Source organism: Endozoicomonas sp. G2_1 (genome assembly GCF_017744155.1).
Classification (GTDB): Bacteria; Pseudomonadota; Gammaproteobacteria; order Enterobacterales; family Alteromonadaceae; genus JAGHQT01.
On sequence record NZ_JAGHQT010000006.1, the window covers coordinates 18,142 to 36,802 of the forward strand.

Annotated in this window: 19 protein-coding genes; 8 read left to right on the top strand and 11 right to left on the bottom strand. The window is 42.0% G+C overall.

Going from position 1 to position 18,661, the window contains the following annotated elements; translation table 11 throughout:
* Positions 1–58: 58 nt before the first annotated feature.
* The 5 genes from purB to J7384_RS09105 all read right to left on the bottom strand — a co-directional run bounded on the left by purB (position 59) and on the right by J7384_RS09105 (position 4,464).
* A complete protein-coding gene (gene purB / locus J7384_RS09085; RefSeq protein WP_209113255.1) occupies positions 59–1,438 on the bottom strand; it encodes an adenylosuccinate lyase in 1,380 nt (459 codons plus the stop codon).
* A gap of 28 nt (positions 1,439–1,466) precedes the next feature.
* Positions 1,467–2,081: a high frequency lysogenization protein HflD gene (gene hflD / locus J7384_RS09090; protein ID WP_209113257.1), complete on the bottom strand. Its 615-nt coding sequence runs from the start codon at positions 2,079–2,081 to the stop codon at positions 1,467–1,469.
* A gap of 61 nt (positions 2,082–2,142) precedes the next feature.
* On the bottom strand, positions 2,143–3,300 hold the full coding sequence (gene mnmA, locus J7384_RS09095) for a tRNA 2-thiouridine(34) synthase MnmA (protein WP_280636345.1): 1,158 nt from the start codon (positions 3,298–3,300) through the stop codon (positions 2,143–2,145).
* Between the two features lie 121 nt (positions 3,301–3,421).
* Positions 3,422–3,925, bottom strand: a complete 504-nt coding sequence (locus J7384_RS09100) for an NUDIX hydrolase (RefSeq protein ID WP_209113259.1) — start codon at positions 3,923–3,925, stop codon at positions 3,422–3,424.
* On the bottom strand, positions 3,919–4,464 hold the full coding sequence (locus J7384_RS09105) for a pseudouridine synthase (RefSeq protein ID WP_209113589.1): 546 nt from the start codon (positions 4,462–4,464) through the stop codon (positions 3,919–3,921). Before J7384_RS09105 ends, J7384_RS09100 begins: the two co-directional genes overlap by 7 nt.
* Before the next feature lie 315 nt (positions 4,465–4,779).
* Between J7384_RS09105 and J7384_RS09110 the strand changes: the two genes are divergently transcribed.
* Both J7384_RS09110 and icd read left to right on the top strand, forming a co-directional pair.
* Positions 4,780–7,014 carry an NADP-dependent isocitrate dehydrogenase gene (locus J7384_RS09110; protein WP_209113261.1) on the top strand — a complete coding sequence of 745 codons (2,235 nt, stop codon included), beginning with the start codon at positions 4,780–4,782 and terminating at the stop codon, positions 7,012–7,014.
* Positions 7,015–7,317: 303 nt separating this feature from the next.
* Positions 7,318–8,568, top strand: a complete 1,251-nt coding sequence (icd, locus tag J7384_RS09115) for an NADP-dependent isocitrate dehydrogenase (RefSeq protein WP_209113263.1) — start codon at positions 7,318–7,320, stop codon at positions 8,566–8,568.
* Between the two features lie 197 nt (positions 8,569–8,765).
* Here the strand turns inward: icd and cspD are convergent, their stop codons facing one another.
* On the bottom strand, positions 8,766–8,984 hold the full coding sequence (gene cspD / locus J7384_RS09120) for a cold shock domain-containing protein CspD (RefSeq protein ID WP_209113265.1): 219 nt from the start codon (positions 8,982–8,984) through the stop codon (positions 8,766–8,768).
* 212 nt (positions 8,985–9,196) lie between these two features.
* Here cspD and clpS point away from each other — a divergent pair, with 212 nt between their 5' ends.
* Positions 9,197–9,517 (top strand): ATP-dependent Clp protease adapter ClpS, encoded by a 321-nt coding sequence (clpS, locus tag J7384_RS09125; RefSeq protein WP_209113267.1) that lies wholly within the window; start codon positions 9,197–9,199, stop codon positions 9,515–9,517.
* A gap of 28 nt (positions 9,518–9,545) precedes the next feature.
* On the top strand, positions 9,546–11,804 hold the full coding sequence (gene clpA / locus J7384_RS09130; protein WP_209113269.1) for an ATP-dependent Clp protease ATP-binding subunit ClpA: 2,259 nt from the start codon (positions 9,546–9,548) through the stop codon (positions 11,802–11,804).
* Between the two features lie 154 nt (positions 11,805–11,958).
* Here clpA and infA read toward each other — a convergent pair whose 3' ends face one another.
* From infA to trxB, 4 genes are all read right to left on the bottom strand, one after another.
* On the bottom strand, positions 11,959–12,177 hold the full coding sequence (gene infA / locus J7384_RS09135) for a translation initiation factor IF-1 (RefSeq protein ID WP_011043571.1): 219 nt from the start codon (positions 12,175–12,177) through the stop codon (positions 11,959–11,961).
* 147 nt (positions 12,178–12,324) lie between these two features.
* Complete coding sequence (locus tag J7384_RS09140) at positions 12,325–13,038, bottom strand: arginyltransferase (protein WP_348523861.1); 714 nt, start codon at positions 13,036–13,038, stop codon at positions 12,325–12,327.
* Between the two features lie 35 nt (positions 13,039–13,073).
* A complete protein-coding gene (gene aat, locus J7384_RS09145; RefSeq protein WP_209113273.1) occupies positions 13,074–13,784 on the bottom strand; it encodes a leucyl/phenylalanyl-tRNA--protein transferase in 711 nt (236 codons plus the stop codon).
* Between the two features lie 135 nt (positions 13,785–13,919).
* Positions 13,920–14,873, bottom strand: a complete 954-nt coding sequence (gene trxB / locus J7384_RS09150; RefSeq protein ID WP_209113275.1) for a thioredoxin-disulfide reductase — start codon at positions 14,871–14,873, stop codon at positions 13,920–13,922.
* A gap of 481 nt (positions 14,874–15,354) precedes the next feature.
* Between trxB and J7384_RS09155 the strand changes: the two genes are divergently transcribed.
* The 3 genes from J7384_RS09155 to J7384_RS09165 all read left to right on the top strand — a co-directional run bounded on the left by J7384_RS09155 (position 15,355) and on the right by J7384_RS09165 (position 16,703).
* Positions 15,355–15,768, top strand: coding sequence for a nuclear transport factor 2 family protein (locus tag J7384_RS09155; protein ID WP_209113277.1), 414 nt, complete (start codon positions 15,355–15,357; stop codon positions 15,766–15,768).
* A 62-nt stretch (positions 15,769–15,830) separates the two neighbouring features.
* Entirely contained in the window at positions 15,831–16,277 is a 447-nt protein-coding gene (locus J7384_RS09160) for a GNAT family N-acetyltransferase (protein ID WP_209113278.1), read from the top strand.
* A gap of 18 nt (positions 16,278–16,295) precedes the next feature.
* A complete protein-coding gene (locus tag J7384_RS09165) occupies positions 16,296–16,703 on the top strand; it encodes a carboxymuconolactone decarboxylase family protein (protein WP_209113280.1) in 408 nt (135 codons plus the stop codon).
* A gap of 103 nt (positions 16,704–16,806) precedes the next feature.
* On the opposite strand, the gene ald is transcribed toward J7384_RS09165, so the two are convergent.
* Positions 16,807–17,928 (bottom strand): alanine dehydrogenase, encoded by a 1,122-nt coding sequence (gene ald, locus J7384_RS09170; RefSeq protein WP_209113282.1) that lies wholly within the window; start codon positions 17,926–17,928, stop codon positions 16,807–16,809.
* Positions 17,929–18,161: 233 nt separating this feature from the next.
* Here ald and lrp point away from each other — a divergent pair, with 233 nt between their 5' ends.
* Positions 18,162–18,659 (top strand): leucine-responsive transcriptional regulator Lrp, encoded by a 498-nt coding sequence (gene lrp / locus J7384_RS09175; RefSeq protein ID WP_209113284.1) that lies wholly within the window; start codon positions 18,162–18,164, stop codon positions 18,657–18,659.
* Positions 18,660–18,661 lie beyond the last annotated feature (2 nt).

The following is an 18,661-nucleotide window of genomic DNA, read 5'->3' on the forward strand; positions in this document are numbered from 1 at the left end:
TTAAAAACAAAAGGGCACATAACGTGCCCATTGAAAACGTGTTGGTTGAATAGGGTGATTAGTGTTTGTCTAATTCAGCGACCAAATCAACCGCTTGACCGAGGTAATTGGCCGGTGTCATCTGCTTTAAACGGGCTTTTTCAGCATCGGGAAGCGCTAAGCCGTCGATGAAGTCCGCCATAATTTCACGGTTAACGCGCTTACCACGAGTTAACTCTTTTAATTTCTCGTATGGCTTTTCAATACCGTAACGGCGCATGACCGTTTGAATTGGCTCAGCAAGTAATTCCCAGTTTTGATCAAGTTCATTTAAAAAGCTTTGCTCATTAACTTCTAACTTACTAATACCTTTTAATGTTGCTTGGTAAGCGATAATGGCATAACCGGCACCAACACCTAAGTTGCGCAGTACAGTTGAATCCGTTAAGTCACGTTGCCAGCGAGAAACAGGTAATTTTTGCGCTAAGTGACCAAAAATAGTATTCGCTAGGCCCAAGTTACCTTCTGAGTTTTCAAAATCAATTGGGTTAACTTTGTGTGGCATGGTTGATGAACCAATTTCACCGGCAACCGTTTTTTGCTTGAAGTGGCCAAGCGCAATATAACCCCAGACGTCACGGTCGAAATCTAAAATGATCGTGTTTGCGCGTGCAATCGCATCAAATAGTTCTGCAATGTAATCATGTGGCTCAATCTGAGTGGTGTAAGGATTCCAAACTAGGCCCAAACTTTGCGTAACAAACTCTTCGCTAAACTGATGCCAGTTAAACTCAGGGTAGGCAGATAAGTGGGCGTTGTAGTTACCGACGGCACCATTAATTTTCGCTAAAATTTCGACGTTGGCAATTTGATCACGTTGACGCTTTAAACGCATATATACGTTTGCCATTTCTTTGCCCATTGTCGTTGGTGATGCCGGTTGACCATGGGTACGCGCCATCATAGCAACGTGCTGGTAATCACCCGCCATTCGCTTTAATTCAGCGAGAATTTTGTCTAGGTATGGCAAAATGACTTGGTCACGCGCTTCAGTTAGCATTAAACCATGTGAGGTGTTATTGATGTCTTCAGAAGTACAGGCGAAGTGAATGAATTCGTTAACGGCGTTTAGTTCAACGTTATCTGCGACTTTTTCTTTTAAAAAGTACTCAACGGCTTTAACGTCGTGATTAGTGGTGCGCTCGATCTCTTTAACGCGCGCTGCGTCTGCTTCGCTAAAATTAGCCACTATCTCGTCTAGTAGTGCGTTTGCTTGAGCTGAAAAAGCTGGAACTTCTGCTATCTCAGGCGCTTGTGCAAGCTTTTGTAACCAGCGTACTTCAACAGTTACGCGGTATTTAATTAAGCCAAATTCACTAAAAATCGAACGTAGTTCAACTGTTTTACTGCCGTAGCGGCCGTCTACAGGTGAAATTGCAGTTAACGCTGAAAGTTCCATAACGGGTTCCCAATGCTGTGTAGTTAAGTTATATGCGATTTAGTTGTTGTTTAGCTGCGTCGACAATTTTACCGCGACTAAACAAAATAGTTCTACGTTTTCCACCTACTTGACGCCAAAGCACAGCGGCGCGAATACCGGCGAGCAATACTGCTCTGATTTTGTGCTGATTAGTAGGCTGTTTTAATACTTCCGGTTCACCAGCGACTTGAATGCGCGAGCCAATTGGGCTGATGATGTCAGAATAGATACTGGCGAAACTGTTGAGTAAGGTGTCGCTGAGTAACTCGTAATGGCCGAGCTGGCGTTTGGCCTGCTCAATGCGTTCACCAAGTAAGTTTAATTGCTTACTGCGTTTAGCCAATTGACGTTCGAGTGCGATTAGGCTGACGATATAGCGAGTGATTTCTGGATCTTTAATTTTTGCGTCGTTGCCCAACTGATCGACAATGGTCTGTAAGCCGGGTTTTAATGCGCTAATATCACCGCCGTAAACGTCGATAGCGCGCTCAGGTGATGTATTAGTAATGCTACTTAACATTACTGTTAATGCACTGTCGTCAAGTTCGCCTTTGCGAGCAATTTGTTGAACTGTGTAGGCGGCTTGGCAAATTGCCGCCAACGCTAATATTTGTTCGTTCATAGATTTTTATTACGTTTTTGACCTTGTCTTTCTTGCGCTGTTTTCTTACTTAAACAACTGATTAGCGAATGAGTTGGTCTATAATGGCGCCGCCTAAGCAGACATCGCCTTGGTAAAAAACGACTGACTGTCCCGGTGTCACTGAGCTTTGGGCTTGGTCAAACAGAACTTGATATTGGTCGTCGCCAATAGCAGATAATGTACAGCTAACATCCTGTTGACGATAACGGGTTTTAGCGGTGCATTTGACATCACTAGTAACGGGTTGACGATTAACTAAATGCAACTGATTGGCAATCAAGCCTTTTGAGAATAGGCGAGGGTGATCATGGCCTTGCCCAACAATTAACACGTTGCGTTTGAGATCTTTTTCAACCACATACCATGGCGCATCGCCAGCATTAGATAAGCCACCAATGCGCAAGCCTTTGCGTTGACCCAAGGTGTGATACATTAAGCCGTCGTGTTGGCCAATTACTTCGCCTTCAGGGTTTTCAATATTACCCGGCTGAGCAGGCAGGTATTTCGCCAAAAAGTCTTTAAACTTGCGCTCACCGATAAAACAAATACCAGTGCTGTCTTTTTTGTTGTGAGTAATTAAGCCAGCGTGTTCAGCAATGGCTCTTACTTCAGGCTTTTCGATGTTACCGACTGGGAACAAGGTTTGTCCCACTTGCTGGTCTGATAGCGTATATAAAAAATAGCTTTGATCTTTGTTGTCATCTAAACCGCGAATCATTGCCCACTGATCATTAATTAACTGACGACGGACATAGTGGCCTGTGGCAATGTAATCAGCACCGAGATCTTCACAAGCAAATTCTAAAAACGCTTTGAATTTGATCTCTTTGTTACACATGATGTCAGGATTTGGCGTGCGGCCAGCCTTGTACTCTTGCAAAAAGTATTCAAAGACGTTGTCCCAATATTCAGTGGCAAAGTTAATGGTGTGCAACTTAATACCAAGTTTGTCGCAAACTGCTTGTGCATCTTTTAGATCTTCAGCAGCAGCGCAGTATTCGTCGGTGTCGTCTTCTTCCCAGTTTTTCATAAACAGGCCTTCAACCTGATAACCTTGCTGTTGTAACAAATACGCTGAAACAGAAGAGTCTACACCGCCAGACATACCGACAATAACTCGGGTTTGCTCAGGCGTTTTATTCAGTTGATTTTGGGTTTCAGTTGTCAGGTTTGCAGAAACTGGGATATTAACGGTCATTTATTTCTTCGATTACTCGTGTACGTTGATCTAAACAGCAAGTAATACCTTGCTCGCTGTATTAATGGCGCTGAATTATATACTCATTCGAGCGCAAAATACAGGTGTTATGTGGTTGCAATTACAGGTTACTTTTCAGTTGACTGAGTGGAATTTTTTCGCCGCTTTTTAAGTTGCTCAGGTAATCTTCGATACATTGCAATACCATTGGACTGCGCAGCTGATTCTTACGCGATTGAATTTCAGATAAGGTGAGCCATTGACAGCTAATAATCTCTTCATCGTTAGGCATACAGATTGGCGCTTGGTCAAATTGTTCGCTGAGGTCGAGAACGAAGCAAAAACGCAAAAAATACAGCGATAGCTCTGGTCGGTGAAAGTAATAAATGCCCGAGGCGTAATCTGGATTAAAATTGAGCCCGGTTTCTTCGATAAGCTCTCGTTTGGCACCATCAATCAGGTTTTCGTCTGCTTCTAAATGGCCGGCGGGCTGATTAAAAACCGTATTGCCTTGGTCTATTTCCTCAACCAACAAAAATTTGTCTCGAAAGACCACCACCCAAGCCAGCGTGGTATTGGGTTTAAACTGGTCGCTGCCGTGATCTGATGGGGTCGCAGTTAGCATCGACGATATTCTCCTACAGGTAAGTTATCTAGGTGCCAGTCGCCAATTGCATAGCGAATTAAACGCAAGGTGGGAAAACCGATATGTGCAGTCATTCGCCTAACTTGCCGATTGCGGCCTTCTGTGATGACTATTTCAAGCCAAGTCGTTGGAATATTAGCTCGCTCTCTAATTGGAGGTGTTCGTGGCCATATATCAGGTTCAGCGATGATTTTAACCTTTGCTGGCAAGGTTGGCCCATCTTTTAAGGTCACGCCAATGCGCAATTTGTCTAAGTCAGCCTCCGACGGAGTACCTTCCACCTGAACCCAGTAGGTTTTGGGTGCTTTGTATTTAGGGCTAGTGATACGGTTTTGCAATTTACCGTCATTGGTTAAGAGCAGCAAACCTTCGCTGTCTTTGTCTAGGCGACCGGCGGCATAAATGTTTTTTATATCGATATAATCGGCAAGCGTTGACCTGTGCTCATCATCGGTAAATTGGCAAAGAACATCAAACGGCTTGTTAAAAACGACGGTAATTCTCTCACTAGGGCTGATTTGCGGTTTTCTTTGTCGTGAATATTTAGGCTTGTTGCGGCCTCTATTGGGATTAGAAGGTTTCAATTTAACTGTTTATCCTGTCGCTTTGATAAGGTTTGGCGACATTAGACTGTTATTTTTTGGCCATATATCGCACCAACTATTTTAAACTGCTTTGAATTTCGATACTATGCGCGGCGCAAATTAATTTTCTTTATTAAGCGTATAGCTTGGCGTTATCCATCTTATCCCTTTGATGGAGTTATCAAGCTAGCATACAACAGGCATTAAATTCGGCCAGGCTGCTTAATATTACACACGTTAGGAAATAATATGACAACCGATAAATCAAAGATCATCTATACCATTACAGACGAAGCTCCCGCTTTAGCGACTCATTCGCTATTACCTATCATCAAAGCTTATACCGCTTCTTCTGGCGTTGAAGTAGAAACCCGTGATATTTCTTTGGCAGGTCGCATATTAGCCAATTTTCCAAAATATTTAACTGCAGAGCAACGCATTGATGATGCGCTTGCAGAACTAGGCGAATTGGCGAAAACGCCTGATGCCAACATTATTAAATTGCCAAACATCAGTGCATCAATCCCACAAATGAAAGCAGCAATTAAAGAGTTGCAAGAGCAAGGTTACCAGCTACCAAATTATCCAGAAGAGCCGCAAAACGACGCTGAAAAGTCAATCAAATATACATATGACAAAATTAAAGGCAGTGCGGTAAACCCAGTATTACGCGAAGGTAACTCAGATCGCCGCGCACCTGGTTCGGTTAAGCAATACGCGCGTAACAACCCTCATTCAATGGGCGTGTGGTCAAGCGACTCTAAATCTCATGTTGTCAGCATGGATGAAGGCGATTTCTTTGGCAGTGAAAAATCAGCCACTGTAGGCCAAGAAACTAGCGTTAACATTGAATTTGTTGCTGAAAATGGCGACGTTAGCTTGTTAAAAGAGCACATCGCCTTGCTTGCTGGTGAAGTGATTGACGCTTCTGTGATGAACAAAGCAAAATTAGTCGAGTTCTTTGAGCGTGAAACAGCCAAAGCAAAAGAAGAAGACGTATTGTTGTCACTGCACATGAAAGCGACCATGATGAAGGTTTCAGACCCAATCATTTTTGGTCATGCAGTAAAAGTGTACTACAAAGAAGTGTTTGCTAAATACGCAGATATTTTTGAACAACTTGGCGTTGATGCTAACAACGGTATTGGTGATGTTTACACTAAAATCGCTCGTTTACCGGCGGAAAAACGTGCTGAGATCGAAGCGGATCTAGCGGCGGTTTACGAAAAACAACCGCCGTTAGCTATGGTTGACTCTGACAAAGGCATTACTAACTTACACGTACCAAGTGACGTGATTATTGATGCGTCAATGCCAGCAGCTATCCGCGCCTCAGGTCAAATGTGGGGTCCTGATGGCAAGCAAAAAGACACTAAGTACATGATTCCTGATCGCAACTACGCTGGTGTATACGCAGCTGTTATCGATTTCTGTAAAGAGCACGGTGCTTTCGATCCAACAACTATGGGTACTGTACCTAACGTTGGTTTGATGGCTCAAAAAGCTGAAGAATACGGCTCACACGATAAAACATTTGCTTTGCCTGCTGCCGGTACCGTTCGCGTGGTAGATGCTGACGGCACAGTGCTACTTGAGCACGTAGTTGCTGAAGGTGATATCTGGCGTATGTGTCAAGTTAAAGACGCACCAATTCAAGATTGGGTTAAGCTAGCTGTGAACCGTGCTCGCGCTACCGATACACCAGCGGTATTTTGGTTAGACGAAAACCGCGCTCACGATGCTGAGTTAATTAAGAAAGTTAATCAATACCTACCAAACCACAATACTGATGGCCTATCTATTCACATTATGTCACCAGTAAAAGCTACTGAGTTTTCGTTAGCTCGCATTGCTAAGGGTCAAGATACTATTTCAGTAACGGGTAACGTTTTACGTGATTACTTAACTGATTTATTCCCAATTTTAGAGCTTGGTACGAGTGCTAAAATGTTATCAATTGTGCCACTGATGAACGGCGGCGGTTTATTTGAAACCGGTGCTGGTGGTTCTGCTCCTAAGCACGTGCAGCAGTTTGAGAAAGAAAACCACTTGCGTTGGGACTCATTAGGTGAGTTTTTGGCACTTGCTGCTTCACTTGAGCACTTAAGCAACCATTCAAGCAATGCTAAAGCAAAAGTACTTGCTGATACGCTAGATGCCGCAACGGGTCAGTTCTTAGAGAGCAACAAATCACCGTCTCGCAAGGTCAATGAACTTGATAACCGCGGTAGTCATTTCTACTTGGCGATGTACTGGGCGCAAGCGTTAGCTGGACAAGATCAAGACAGTGAATTACAAGCGCAATTTGCACCAGTTGCACAAGCATTAGCTAATCAAGAAGACAAGATTGTCGATGAGCTAAACAACGCTCAAGGTGTTGCGATGGAAATTGGCGGTTACTATGCGCCAAATGTTGAGCTAGCAGGGCAAGCGATGCGCCCAAGTGAAACGCTCAATACTATCTTATCGAGCTTGTTATCGTAAAATTTAAAATCCGGCGTTAGCCGGATTTTTTTGCCTGATTTTTACCGCAATCTCAAGCAGATCAAGAATATTCTCTAAATACTTGAAAAGGTGTTGCTATTTTTTAAATTTACCGCTAAAAAATGAAAAGGGAGCACGTGAGTGCCCCAGTAAAAACGGGTTAGTTAGTCGTTATTTTTTCGTCTAAAAAGATATTGTTTTTATTTATTTTCATTATCACTGTTAAGTGATTAGCGTATTTACTCTTACCCAGTTAACTTAACCCTAGCTGGCGTTGCCAGAAATAATAATTAGGAGAGTCAGATGTCGAGCCATATTGAAACCCCAAGCCAAGGTCAGAAAATTACCTTAGACAATGGCAAATTAGTTGTCCCTAATCATCCTATCGTACCTTATATCGAAGGTGACGGTATTGGTATTGATGTCACGCCAACCATGATTAATGTGGTTAATGCAGCAGTCAACAAAGCATACGGTGACGAGCGCAAGATTGAATGGTTAGAAGTTTATGCTGGTGAAAAAGCAACACAGATTTACGACGGCGAAACCTGGTTGCCAGAAGAAACACTAGAAGCGTTTAAAGAGTACAAAGTTGGTATTAAAGGCCCGTTAACAACACCAGTAGGTGGCGGTATTCGCTCACTTAATGTGGCGATTCGTCAATTGTTAGATTTATATGTCTGTCAGCGTCCAGTGCAATGGTTTACTGGTGTACCGAGCCCAGTGTTAAACCCAGGCGCAGTTGATATGGTGATTTTCCGTGAGAATTCAGAAGATATCTACGCGGGTATTGAGTATCAAGCAGGAACCGACCAAGCACAGCAAGTTATCGACTTTTTAACAGAGCAAATGGGCGTAACTAATATTCGATTCCCACAAGACTGCGGTATCGGGATTAAGCCAGTATCAAAAGAAGGTACTCAACGCTTAGTACGCCAAGCAATCCAGTACGCAATCGATCACGATAAAGACTCAGTAACACTGGTACACAAAGGTAACATCATGAAGTTTACCGAAGGTGCGTTTAAAGACTGGGGCTATGAATTAGCGCGCGAAGAATTCGGCGCTGATTTATTAGACGGCGGTCCTTGGTGTTCTTTGGTTAGTCCAAAAACCGGTAAAGAGATTATTATTAAAGACGTTATTGCCGATGCAATGCTACAACAAATTTTGTTAAGACCTGCTGAGTACAGTGTTATTGCAACACTCAACTTAAATGGCGATTACTTGTCTGACGCTTTGGCTGCGCAAGTAGGTGGTATTGGTATTGCGCCGGGTGCTAATTTAAATGACGAGGTTGCAATTTTTGAGGCAACTCACGGCACGGCGCCTAAATATGCTGGCCAAAATAAAGTGAACCCAGGTTCAGTTATTTTATCCGCTGAAATGATGTTAAGGCACATGGGTTGGTTAGAAGCTGCGGATTTACTACTTAAAGGTATGTCTGGTGCAATCGGTGCAAAAACTGTGACTTATGATTTTGAACGCTTAATGACAGACGCTACCTTGGTAACGTGTTCTGAATTTGGTGACTGTATCATTGACCACATGTAATTGTCAAACGATGATAATTAGATAATTTGGGTAGTAAATGAATAGTGGGGCGCTTAGGCGCTCCATTTTTTTGTCCAAGATACGGCACAAGACTGTGGCAACTGTTGCAAGTCTCGGCGCTTTTTACTAATGAAAGGGCATAAAAAAACACAGCTTATGCTGTGTTTTTTACAAGTCGATTAGCTGTTAGTTAACGATTAATCTTCTTGTACATCAACAGGAGTGATACTTGCTGCATGGTGACCTTTTGGCCCCTCGCTTAACTCGTAATTCACATCTTGTCCCGCTTTTAAGGTGCGATAACCATCCATTTCAATCGTTGAATAGTGTGCAAAGATATCTTCGCCACCATCTTCAGGTCTGATAAAACCAAACCCTTTTGCGTTGTTAAACCATTTAACTGTGCCGTGAGCCATACTTCTACTTCCTTCCTATATCCAGAAACGATACTAACGCTTCCCCATAAAGCGATTAGTTCGGATATTGTGACGAAAAAAACGCCACTAACCAAATCCTAGATAATTTGCAGAATTAGTCAAGCATTTAAACTGCTTTTAATAGATATTTTTGATCAAAAATCGCGTAAAATGGCAGTGGTAAACTTGAGTTAAGCAACTAATATAAAATTATGAGTAATTGGAATTCATTTCCCGAAGATAATGAAGCGCTAAAAGAAGCGATTGAAAACAAAATACAACCACCTTCAATGTACAACGTGGTCTTGTTGAACGACGACTATACCCCGATGGATTTTGTGGTTGAAGTCTTATGTAAGTTCTTTAATATGAATAGTGACCAAGCAACGGATGTGATGTTAACCATACATTATGAAGGAAAAGGACGTTGTGGTACGTATAGTGCAGAAGTAGCAGAGACTAAAGTAAGTCAAGTGAGTAATTATGCACAAGAACATCAGCACCCTCTCAAATGTGCGATGGAAAAAGCATAATCCAAGTGGTTTGAAAACGGAGTAGCCTATGCTGAATAAAGATCTTGAAATTTCGTTGAATCTAGCTTTTCGTCAAGCCAAAGAGTCTCGTCATGAATTTATGACGGTGGAGCATCTTTTATTAGCCTTGCTAGATAACCCGTCCGCTATTGAGGCACTAAAAGCCTGTGGCGCAGATATGAGTAAGCTGCGCAAAGAGCTCGACGCCTTTATTGGCGAAACAACCCCTGTAATTCCGGTTGGCGAAGAAGACCGAGAGACTCAACCAACCCTTGGTTTCCAGCGAGTGCTGCAACGGGCAGTATTTCACGTTCAGTCTTCTGGTAAAAACGAGGTTAATGGTTCAAACGTCTTAGTGGCTATTTTTAGTGAACAAGAGTCACAAGCAGCCTATTTTTTAAAGAAATCTGATATTACTCGTTTAGACATTGTTAATTATATTTCTCATGGTATTGCTAAAGTAGATGGTCACGAAGCACCTTCACACCAAGAAGACAAAGAAGTGTCTGGCGATGAAGAGCCAAGAACTATTGAAAACTTTGCCGTTGATTTAAACCAAGAAGCTAAAAACGGCAATATTGATCCACTGATTGGCCGTGAAACAGAGCTTGAACGCACCTTACAAGTATTGAGTAGACGCCGCAAAAACAATCCTTTGTTTGTCGGTGAAGCGGGCGTTGGTAAAACTGCGATTGCAGAAGGCTTAGCTAGTCTTATTGTCGATGAAAAAGCGCCTGAGTTTTTATCTGATGCGACTATCTATTCATTAGATATGGGCGCGTTGCTCGCGGGTACCAAATATCGCGGCGATTTTGAAAAACGCTTTAAGTCATTACTCAAAGAGCTTGAGCAAGACAAGAATGCGATTTTATTTATTGATGAAATTCATACCATTATTGGTGCTGGTGCCGCATCTGGCGGTATGATGGATGCTTCCAATTTAATTAAACCTTTGCTATCGGCTGGTAAGCTGCGCTGTTTAGGTTCGACCACGTATCAGGAGTATCAAAGCATTTTCGAAAAAGATCGCGCCTTAGCGAGACGTTTCCAAAAAATTGATATTGCTGAGCCGAGCATTGCCGATACCACTAAAATTTTGCAAGGCTTAAAGGAAAAATACGAGTCGCATCACAAGATTCGCTATACCAACAAAGCATTGCACGCCGCTGCAGAGCTCGCTGCTAAGTACATTAATGAGCGTTTTTTACCTGATAAAGCAATTGACATTATTGACGAAGCAGGCGCTAAGCAACAATTAATGGCGCCGTCTAAGCGCAAAAAAGTGATCAATAATCACGATATTGAAAACATTGTTGCCAAGATGGCACGGATTCCTGAAAAGTCGGTTTCGTCTAGTGAAAAAGACAGTCTGAAAAATCTAGATCGCAATCTTAAGTTAGTTGTTTTCGGTCAAGACCAAGCGATTGATGAATTAACAGCTGTGATGCGTTTGTCGCGCGCTGGTTTAGGTGCAGAGCAAAAACCTGTAGGTTCATTTTTGTTTGCCGGCCCAACGGGTGTCGGTAAAACGGAAGTCACTCAACAGCTGTCAAAAACCTTAGGAGTAGAACTGCTTCGTTATGACATGTCTGAGTACATGGAAAAGCACGCAGTAAGCCGTTTAATTGGTGCGCCTCCTGGTTATGTTGGTTACGAGCAGGGCGGTTTGTTGACTGATGCAGTAATCAAACACCCGCATGCCGTGGTTTTACTTGATGAGATCGAAAAAGCTCATCCAGATGTTTTCAATATTTTATTGCAGGTAATGGACCACGGTACCTTAACCGATAACAACGGCCGTAAGGCTGACTTTAGAAATATCATCTTGGTATTAACGACTAACGCGGGTGTTCAAGAAACTACGCGACAGTCGATTGGCTTTAAACAACAAGATCACAGCTATGACGCAATGAATGAAATTAACCGAGTATTTTCACCGGAATTTCGCAATCGCTTAGACAACATTGTTTGGTTTAACCATTTGTCTAATGAGGTGATTCAGCAAGTGGTTGATAAATTTATTGTTGAACTACAAGCTCAGCTTGACGAGAAAGGCGTGTCACTTGAGTTGACCAAAGATGCGAAAGCTTGGTTAGCCGAGCACGGTTACGACAAAGCCATGGGCGCTCGTCCGATGGCCCGTTTGATTCAAGAGCAAGTGAAAAAGCCATTGGCGAACGAGTTACTATTTGGCGATCTTACCCAAGGTGGTATTGCCAAGATTGTTGTTAAGAAAGACAAGCTTGTTGTAAGCTGCGAGAAAAAGGCTGAGTTGGTTGAATCGTAAGAAATTAGCACATTGCGCTAATTTTCAGAGGTTAATCACGCTTTATCGATATAGATAAAGCGCCATTAAAAAAGCCATAATACGATAATCGTGTTATGGCTTTTTTTACTTGTAGCAACTTTAAATAAAAGACTGCTAGATTAAGCGATTTAAATTAGCGAGCGCGGAAAATAATGCGACCTTTTGATAAATCGTACGGTGTTAATTCAACCGTTACTTTATCACCAGTCAAAATACGAATGTAGTTTTTACGCATTTTACCTGAAATGTGGGCCGTAACAACGTGACCGTTTTCAAGTTCAACTCTAAACATAGTATTTGGCAGGGTATCTAATACCGTACCTTGCATTTCAATATTTTCTTCTTTCGCCATTGGGCGCTCAACCTCTGTGTAAATTTAGTGTAATACCAGCGCGTTTGGCAGGTACTTAAAAAACTCGGCAGATCATGCCGAAATAAGCAGCTAATGTAAAGCTAAAGCGGAGATTTATTTGTCATTCGCCATCAATTTGTCCGTTATTTAGCGAATAACTTCCTGCCAATGGTTATTGATATAGCGCTGGTGTGGAAAAAAGCGATTTTTGTAATTCATCTTCTGACAATCATCAATTTGATAGCCTAGATATAGGTATGGCTTGTTCAATGACTTTGCTGTTTCAATTTGCTTAAGAATCGATAAAACACCTAAGCCATATTGTCGATAGTCTGGGTGATAAAAGGTATATACCGCAGAAAGTGCGTCAGGTAATTCGTCGGTTACTGCAACGCTGATAAGTTTGTCATTGTGCCATAGTTCAACAAAGCGTTGTTCACTGATTTCGGTACTTAAAAACCCTTGATATTGCTCAGGGCTTGCCGGGTACATTGAACCATCGCGATGAATAGTATTGATATAGTGCTCGTACAACGCATAGTAGCTTTGACGCAATGCTTTTGATGTTTTAACTGTAAAATTCTCGCCTTTTTTCAATAGGCGCTTATGACTTTTACTTGGTTTGAATTCTTCGACCAATACTCTAATTGATTGACAGGCTTGGCAATTTGGACAATGAGGTCGATAAACTTGGTTGCCACTGCGACGAAAACCTTGTTGCATTAACCAATTGTAACCTTGGCTGTTGTGCAGGCGTTGATCGGTTGCGACGAGCAACTTTTCTTGCTGCTCTGGCAGATAGTTACAAGTAAATAGGTCGGTAATGCCAAACGTTAAATCAGACAACTCAGTAACCTTCAGTGACTAACAATATATGACCAATACGCAAATGACTTTTAAGCTAACGAGAGTGTTCTCGGTTGCCAAAAATCTTCTGCTATTATCTTATTTATAGCTTGTTCTTTGATTTTTATAAACTTTTCTCGCGATATTTCTACCGCGCCCATGTCTTCAAGAAACGGGTTTAGCATTTGACAGTCAATAAACTCAATGCCGTGTTGTTTCATTAAATGTGCCAGATAAACCAAGGCAACTTTGGAGCCGTTGGGCTGGCTATAAAACATCGACTCGCCAGAGAAAAAGCCATTAATGGCAACACCGTATAGTCCACCGACCAACTCGTCTTTACACCAAACTTCAATCGAATGGGCAACACCTAGCTGATGCAATTGCTGATACGCGTATTGCATTTCTGGCAAAATCCAGGTGCTTTCTCGACGAAAAGGCGCGTCAGCACAAAGTGCAACCACTTGGTTAAACGCCTTATTAACCGTGACTTGATAGAGATTTTTGTTGAGAAACTTTCTCAAGGTGCGATTAATGCGAATGTGCTCGACGGGAATAATTGCTCTCGGGTTAGGTGACCACCACATCAGTGGCTCGTTTTCACTGTACCACGGGAAAATTCCTGATTTGTAGGCATTAATGAGTCGCTTTACACTCAGATCACCACCAATAGCAAGTAAGCCGTTTGGCTCTACTAAAGCGCGTTCGACAGCAGGAAATGCGATATTGTCGTCGTCGAGTAATGTGATGGTTTGGCTCATAACCGAAACTGTTGCCGTTTATGGCGAAAAGGGACTTAATGATAGAGAATTACGCCCAAATTTTACAACTAATTACCTAGCTAATTAAATTACTAAGAGATGTTGTTTGGATTTGGGCGTTAGATAACACTGATATTATTTTTTTGCGTCTAAGTAACGCTCAGCGTCAAGGGCGGCCATACAACCAGCTCCAGCAGAGGTAATTGCTTGGCGGTAAATGTGATCAGCAACATCACCAGCAGCAAATACGCCTTCAACGCTAGTTTGAGTCGCGTTGCCTTCAGTACCACTTTGAATTTTTAAGTAGCCGTCTTTCATGTCTAACTGACCAACAAACATATCAGTATTTGGCTTGTGGCCAATTGCTATGAAGACACCGGCTAAATCCAATTCTTCAGTAGCGTCAGAATTAGTATCTTTGATACGAACACCAGTAACGCCCATGTTGTCGCCTAATACTTCGTCAAGCGTACGATCTAAGTGAAGTACGATGTTGCCATTAGCCACTTTGTCCATTAAACGATCAGTTAAGATCTTTTCTGAACGGAAAGTATCACGACGGTGAATTAAGTGAACTTCTGAAGCAATGTTTGATAGGTAAAGCGCTTCTTCAACGGCAGTGTTACCACCACCAACTACGGCTACTTTTTGATTGCGGTAGAAGAAACCATCGCATGTTGCACAAGCAGACACACCTTTACCCATAAACGCTTGCTCAGACTCTAAGCCTAAGTATTGTGCAGACGCACCAGTACAAATGATTAACGCGTCACACGTGTACTCACCGCTGTCGCCTTTTAATCTAAATGGACGATCAGTTAATGTGACTTCGTTAATGTGATCAAAAATAATTTCTGTATCAAACTTTTCAGCGTGCTTTTGCATTCTTTCCATTAATGCAGGGCCTGTTAGGTCATCTGCATCACCAGGCCAGTTTTCAACTTCAGTGGTTGTAGTTAATTGGCCACCTTGTTGCATACCAGTAATAAGTACTGGGTTTAAGTTAGCACGCGCCGCATATACGGCAGCTGTGTAGCCAGCAGGACCTGAACCTAAAATTAGTAACGGGCAATGTCTTGCTTCGCTCATAAGAAACTCCAAATAAATAAAACGTTACTGAAACAACTTTAGTCAGCAACGATAAATGAATAATCCAATAGTTGGGATTCTAAGGGAATATCTCAAGAGGGCAATAAGCAATTCATTATAAATAATTCCAGAAACCCCAAAACTGCACGGGAATTTTTACGGCTTACTCATATAGCCTCATGGGCAATTTAATCGTGTTGATTGTCATCATCAGGACTATTGGTGTGATCTAAACACTCTAGATTTTGGCTACTTCAACTAGCCTTTTATTTGATGAAAAATATTAGAAATTCACTCTATACAGAGACTTAGAATGGTGATAGCGTTGTATTCAACTAGCAACACGGTATTGATTTATCCCGTATTCTTAAGGATCTAAAACACTGTGGTAAATGGGCTTAACTGGCAACCAAAGCAGCTTTCAGAGACTGTTCGATTTTTTAAACTTGATATAGTAAACCGTTAAAATTTAAGGATATATATGCGCAAACTTCTAACATTATTAATATTTTTACCCTTTATCTCGTTAGCATCCAATATTGAGTTGGCTGAAAAATTTATTGAATTGACAGATATCACAAAAGTAAAAGGGGCAACTCAAAAAGACATCGACGCAGTAGCTCATTTATTGTCGGATGAAATGCATTATCAACACCCAAACTATAATGCGGACTTGACGAAACAGCAGTTTATCGAAGGTTTAGTGCGGTATATGGGACGTGCTGATGCGATGAATTCAACTATAACCAGCAAAATTATTGGTTCTAATGCAGTTGCAGTTGCCTTTGTATCGACCACAGTTATTGACGGTAAAAAAGAAACTGACAAGCAACCTTTAATGCGCTTGTTTGAGTTTAAGCAAGGTAAAATTACGTTAGTGAAAGAATATTGGTAAGCCGTATATTGAAAATTTTACTTGATATAACTCCCTTATAACTTTCTCTATGTTTTAAATTCATGACAATATCTCTAATACCAGTAACTAAAGAAAACTACGAAACTGTTTGCGATCTTGATGTGACACAAGAACAACAAGACTATGTTGCTAGCAATATGTGGTCATTGGTGGAAGCTTCCTTTAATGAAGGCTATGAAACTCGCGCAATTTCGAGCGCGGGTGAAATTGTCGGGTTTATTATGTGGGTGAAAGAGTCACCTCAAAAAGTGTCTATTTGGCGATTCATGGTTGATCAACATCACCAGCGAGCTGGCATTGGCCGACGTGCATTAGAACTGACTATAGCTGATATTAAGCAGTTAAATGGACTTACGGAGATAGAAATTTGTTATAACCCTAACAATCCTGTCGCTAAAGCGTTTTATTCGGGCTTTGGCTTTGTTGAAGTCGGTATGGATGATGACGACGAAGATATGCTGGCAGTGATCACTATCGATAAAGTCTAATGTTAGGAGAATACTGCCATGAATGACACGTCACAAAAGTACCAACGCGGACTCGCTATGCGCAAAGAAGTGATGGGTGAGCAGTTTGTTGAACAAGCGCTTGGCTCAGCCACTGAGTTTACCGAGCCATTACAACAGCTAGTAACTGCTAATGCTTGGGGCGAAACTTGGGTTAGGGATGGCCTTAGCAAACAAACGAGAAGTTTAATTACGATTGCGACTTTAGCGGCGTTAAAAGCGTCAAATGAACTAAAAGGTCATGTTCGAGGCGCATTGCGAAATGGCTGTAACGTAGAAGAAATTCAGGAAGTATTGCTGCATTCTACCGTTTATTGCGGCATGCCTTCTGGTATTGAAGCGTTTCGCGCGGCTAAAGAAGTGATTGAAGCATGGCAAAGCGAGCAAGAGTCAAGGCAACAAAGCTAAGATTTATCCAATGTTACAATAAGAAAAAACGGGCTTAAACCTAAAGTTTAAGCCCGTTTTTATTTGTTATTTTAGCTAACTTAACGTCGTTAAAATCGCTCAATTATAACGTTGCTAGTGCTTGCTCTGGCACAACAAAATCGTAACCTAAAACGTCAGCTACAGGCTTATTAGTAACTTTACCACCTAGCACGTTTAAGCCTTCCATTAAGTGTTTGTCGTCAAGTAGTGCTTGTTTAGCACCTTTGTTGGCGATAGTTACAGCAAATGGCATAGTGGCGTTGGTTAATGCCATAGTTGAAGTGCGAGCGACTCCGCCTGGCATGTTAGCAACACAGTAGTGAACAACATCGTCAACGACGTAAGTTGGCTCTTGGTGAGTGGTTGCTTTTGATGTTTCAAAACAGCCGCCTTGGTCAATGGCAACATCAACAACAACAGCGCCTTTTTTCATCATTTTGATGTGCTCTTTGGTCACTAGCTTAGGTGCTGCTGCGCCAGGGATTAGTACCGCACCAATCACTAAGTCCGCTTCAACAACCAATTTGTTCATGGCATCAGCCGTTGAGTAAACCGTTTTCAAGCGGCCGTTAAATTCTGTGTCTAATTGACGTAAACGCGGCAATGAACGATCTAAAATAGTGACGTCTGCACCCATACCAACAGCCATGCGGGCAGCTTGTGTACCGACAACACCGCCGCCAATAATCAAGACTTTTGCTGGTGCAACGCCTGGTACACCACCAAGTAAAGCGCCTAAACCGCCTTGTGCTTTTTCTAATGCGTGAGCACCAGCTTGAATTGACATGCGACCTGCAACTTCAGACATAGGTGCAAGTAATGGCAAGCTGCCGTTGTCTGCGGTCACAGTTTCGTAGGCAATACAGGTTGCACCAGAGGCAATGAGTAATTCAGTCTGTTGTGGATCTGGGGCTAAGTGAAGGTAAGTGAAAAGAATTTGGCCCGGACGTAACATTTTACATTCAACAGGTTGTGGCTCTTTTACTTTGATTATCATATCTGCCGCAGCGAAAATTTCAGCAGCTGTATCGGCAATTGTTGCACCGGCATCAAGGTATTGTTCATTGTCAAAACCAATGGCAGCACCACCATTATTTTCAACAACAACGCTGTGACCGTTTACAACGAGCTCTTTAACGCCTGCTGGTGTTAAGCCAATGCGGTATTCGTGGTTTTTTATTTCTTTTGGAACGCCAATAAGCATAACAGTTATCCTGTAGTAAATAATGAGCAATCAGCTCGATAAAATATGTGACTATTCTAATGCGGTTTTATTAGATTATCTGACTTTAATTAAGTTGTTATTAGTGTATTATTCTTAAAAAGGTTATTTTTATAGTGAATAAATTTGCTACGACGTGATTGGTTAAGCGCTTTGTTACTTCAACACGTTAAGGCGAGAGTGACACTAGAAATACAAAAGCAAGAGCCAAAGCAATGCAACAAAAACAATCGCAAAATAAGTCAGATAAACCTCTTGATCGCATCGATAGAAATATTTTAGCTCAGTTACAGCTAGATGGCCGATTATCGAATGTCGAATTAGCGCGTAGGGTAGGGCTAAGCCCAACCCCTTGTCTTGAACGGGTTAAACGCTTAGAGCAAGAACATTATATTTTGGGCTACCAAGCAAAGCTTAACCCCGCAAAGTTAGATGCTGCTTTATTAGTGTTAGTTGAAATAACTTTGACCAAAACGAGTCCAGACGTGTTTGATGAGTTCTCAAAAGCAGTGCACGAACTCGATGTCATTCAGGAATGTCACCTTGTTTCTGGCAACTTTGATTTCTTGTTAAAAACACGGGTGGCTGACATGGCAGCGTATCGCGACTTACTAGGAGATACCTTATTACGCTTGCCGGCGGTGAGTGAAAGCAGAACCTACGTCGTCATGGAAGAAGTAAAAGCAACCAGTCAGTTGCCAATCCATAGATAATC

Bases quoted from the DNA above. Each gene is read 5' to 3' on its own strand.
- clpS (WP_209113267.1), top strand. From the start codon at position 9,197: ATGAGTAATTGGAATTCATTTCCCGAAGATAATGAAGCGCTAAAAGAA.
- icd (WP_209113263.1), top strand. From the start codon at position 7,318: ATGTCGAGCCATATTGAAACCCCAAGCCAAGGTCAGAAAATTACCTTA.
- aat (WP_209113273.1), bottom strand. From the start codon at position 13,784: ATGAGCCAAACCATCACATTACTCGACGACGACAATATCGCATTTCCT.
- lrp (WP_209113284.1), top strand. From the start codon at position 18,162: ATGCAACAAAAACAATCGCAAAATAAGTCAGATAAACCTCTTGATCGC.
- J7384_RS09100 (WP_209113259.1), bottom strand. From the start codon at position 3,925: ATGCTAACTGCGACCCCATCAGATCACGGCAGCGACCAGTTTAAACCC.
- ald (WP_209113282.1), bottom strand. From the start codon at position 17,928: ATGCTTATTGGCGTTCCAAAAGAAATAAAAAACCACGAATACCGCATT.
- J7384_RS09165 (WP_209113280.1), top strand. From the start codon at position 16,296: ATGAATGACACGTCACAAAAGTACCAACGCGGACTCGCTATGCGCAAA.
- hflD (WP_209113257.1), bottom strand. From the start codon at position 2,081: ATGAACGAACAAATATTAGCGTTGGCGGCAATTTGCCAAGCCGCCTAC.
- J7384_RS09155 (WP_209113277.1), top strand. From the start codon at position 15,355: ATGCGCAAACTTCTAACATTATTAATATTTTTACCCTTTATCTCGTTA.
- purB (WP_209113255.1), bottom strand. From the start codon at position 1,438: ATGGAACTTTCAGCGTTAACTGCAATTTCACCTGTAGACGGCCGCTAC.
- trxB (WP_209113275.1), bottom strand. From the start codon at position 14,873: ATGAGCGAAGCAAGACATTGCCCGTTACTAATTTTAGGTTCAGGTCCT.
- cspD (WP_209113265.1), bottom strand. From the start codon at position 8,984: ATGGCTCACGGCACAGTTAAATGGTTTAACAACGCAAAAGGGTTTGGT.
- infA (WP_011043571.1), bottom strand. From the start codon at position 12,177: ATGGCGAAAGAAGAAAATATTGAAATGCAAGGTACGGTATTAGATACC.
- clpA (WP_209113269.1), top strand. From the start codon at position 9,546: ATGCTGAATAAAGATCTTGAAATTTCGTTGAATCTAGCTTTTCGTCAA.
- mnmA (WP_280636345.1), bottom strand. From the start codon at position 3,300: ATGACCGTTAATATCCCAGTTTCTGCAAACCTGACAACTGAAACCCAA.
- J7384_RS09160 (WP_209113278.1), top strand. From the start codon at position 15,831: ATGACAATATCTCTAATACCAGTAACTAAAGAAAACTACGAAACTGTT.
- J7384_RS09110 (WP_209113261.1), top strand. From the start codon at position 4,780: ATGACAACCGATAAATCAAAGATCATCTATACCATTACAGACGAAGCT.